A 2091-nucleotide genomic window follows, 5' to 3' on the forward strand; every position below is an offset into this window, starting at 1 on the left:
GGGGGGTGGCGCGATGCGCGCCTTTCAGCACAACACGAGGCGCGCGGAGAGTCTTCCCGGATGACGCCGTGTTGCACGTCCGTGCATCCGTGGGATGCCCGGGACACGCGGAAGCCCCGCCGGCGCGAGGCGCAGCGGGGCTTCCGGTGACGGTCGTCAGACCAGGACGTTGACGTCCAGCGGGATGCCGGGACCGAAGGTGGTCGAGACGGCGCCCTTCTGGATGTAACGGCCCTTCGAGCTGGACGGCTTGAGGCGGACGATCTCCTCGAGCGCGGCCTTCAGGTTCTCGTCGAGCTGCTCGGCCGAGAACGAAGCCTTGCCGACGACGAAGTGCACGTTGGCGTGCTTGTCGACGCGGAACTCGATCTTTCCGCCCTTGATCTCCTCGACGGCCTTGGCCGGGTTGGGGGTCACGGTGCCGGTCTTGGGGTTCGGCATGAGGCCGCGGGGTCCGAGGACCTTACCGAGACGACCGACCTGGCCCATGAGCTCGGGCGTGGCGACGGCCGCGTCGAACGCGGTGTATCCGCCGGCGACCTTCTCGATGAGGTCGGTGCCACCGACCTCGTCGGCGCCGGCGGCGAGGGCCGCCTCGGCCGCGGGGCCGTTGGCGAAGACGATGACGCGAGCGGTCTTACCCGTGCCGTGGGGCAGGATGACCGTGCCGCGGACCATCTGGTCGGCCTTACGGGGGTCGACCGAGAGCTTGAGCGCGACCTCGACGGTCGAGTCGAACTTCTTCGAGCCGGTCTCCTTCGCGAGGGCGACGGCCTCGGTCGGGGTGTAGAACGTGTCGGCCGCGATCTTCTCAGCAGCGGCGCGGAATGCCTTGGACTTGGTAGCCATTGTTATCTCCCTCAGTCCTCGACCGTGATGCCCATGGAACGGGCGGTGCCGGCGATGATCTTCGAGGCGGCCTCGATGTCGTTCGCGTTCAGGTCGGGCTGCTTCGTGGTGGCGATCTCGCGGACCTGCTCCTTGGTCAGCTTGCCGACCTTGGTGGTGTGCGGGGTGGGCGAACCCTTCGCAAGGCCGGCGGCCTTCTTGATGAGCTCTGCAGCCGGGGGCGTCTTCAGGATGAACGTGAAGCTGCGGTCCTCGTAGACGGTGATCTCGACGGGGATGACGTTGCCGCGCTGGGCCTCGGTCGCCGCGTTGTACGCCTTGCAGAACTCCATGATGTTGACGCCGTGCTGACCGAGCGCCGGACCGATCGGCGGCGCGGGGTTGGCCGCACCCGCCTTGATCTGGAGCTTGATCAGGCCGGTCACCTTTTTCTTGGGTGCCATATCCTTTTCCTTTCCTCGAGCCCGGGCGGCTGCCCGTGCTCTCCCGCACATCCGGCGGTTCCGGACAGCGGTCGTCGCCGCGCTGACGCGCGAGCAACCTCCCCATCATACGCCAGGTCTCGGCATCCTGCATCCCTGCCCACCCCACCCGCCGATAAACGCCGTCCGTGTCGATACACGGTGCGACGCCGCGAGTCTCAGCCTGAACGGCGTTTATCGGCAGAGCGCGCCCGGGTTATCCACACACGGTCACCGCGGACGCGCCGTTTGCGCCACCCTCGGCGGATGGATGCCGATTCCCCCGCGTTCCGAGGCGCGCCTCTCCCGTTGTTCGCCGCGGCCGAGACCCCCTCCCCGGGAACGCACCCGTCGCGCGACCCCGGTCTGCATCGCATCCGGCCGGGGGTGTACACGGAACGGGACGGGTGGGAGGCGCTGCCGCCATGGGACAGGTATCTCGTGCGCGTGCACGCGTTCCGGCTCGTCAACCCGGACGCGGTGTTCGCGCATGAGTCGGCGGCCGCTCTGCACGGCCTGCCCACCTTCGGTCATCCGCGGCACATCCACCTCTTCGACGGGCGACGCGCGCGTTCGGTCGCATACGGCGACGTGCGCGTGCACACGAGCGCCGACCGTCGCCGCACCGTCGCGCGCGAGGGCATCCGGTGTTCCCCTCTCGCGGACGTCGTCGTGGATCTCGCGCGAGTGTTGCCTCCCGCGTTCGCACTGGCGGTCACGGATGCCGCCCTTCGGACCGGGACGGTCACCTCGACCGACCTGCGCGACCTCGCCGCGACGC

General features: G+C 68.9%; 2 protein-coding genes and 1 pseudogene. 1 reads left to right on the plus strand and 2 read right to left on the minus strand.

What is annotated here, in order from left to right; translation table 11 throughout:
* Positions 1-156 precede the first annotated feature (156 nt).
* Together rplA and rplK are read right to left on the minus strand one after the other, a co-directional pair.
* Positions 157-849, minus strand: coding sequence for a 50S ribosomal protein L1 (gene rplA / locus NS220_RS18520; RefSeq protein WP_058625438.1), 693 nt, complete (start codon positions 847-849; stop codon positions 157-159).
* 11 nt (positions 850-860) lie between these two features.
* Entirely contained in the window at positions 861-1292 is a 432-nt protein-coding gene (rplK, locus tag NS220_RS18525; RefSeq protein WP_058232721.1) for a 50S ribosomal protein L11, read from the minus strand.
* 285 nt (positions 1293-1577) lie between these two features.
* Between rplK and NS220_RS18530 the strand changes: the two are divergent.
* Positions 1578-2091: pseudogene (locus NS220_RS18530) on the plus strand (hypothetical protein); the annotation flags it as partial.

The sequence above is a fragment of the Microbacterium testaceum genome, assembly GCF_001476655.1.
GTDB classification, from domain to species: Bacteria; Actinomycetota; Actinomycetes; order Actinomycetales; family Microbacteriaceae; genus Microbacterium; species Microbacterium testaceum_C.

Bases quoted from the DNA above. Each gene is read 5' to 3' on its own strand.
- rplA (WP_058625438.1), bottom strand. From the start codon at position 849: ATGGCTACCAAGTCCAAGGCATTCCGCGCCGCTGCTGAGAAGATCGCG.
- rplK (WP_058232721.1), bottom strand. From the start codon at position 1,292: ATGGCACCCAAGAAAAAGGTGACCGGCCTGATCAAGCTCCAGATCAAG.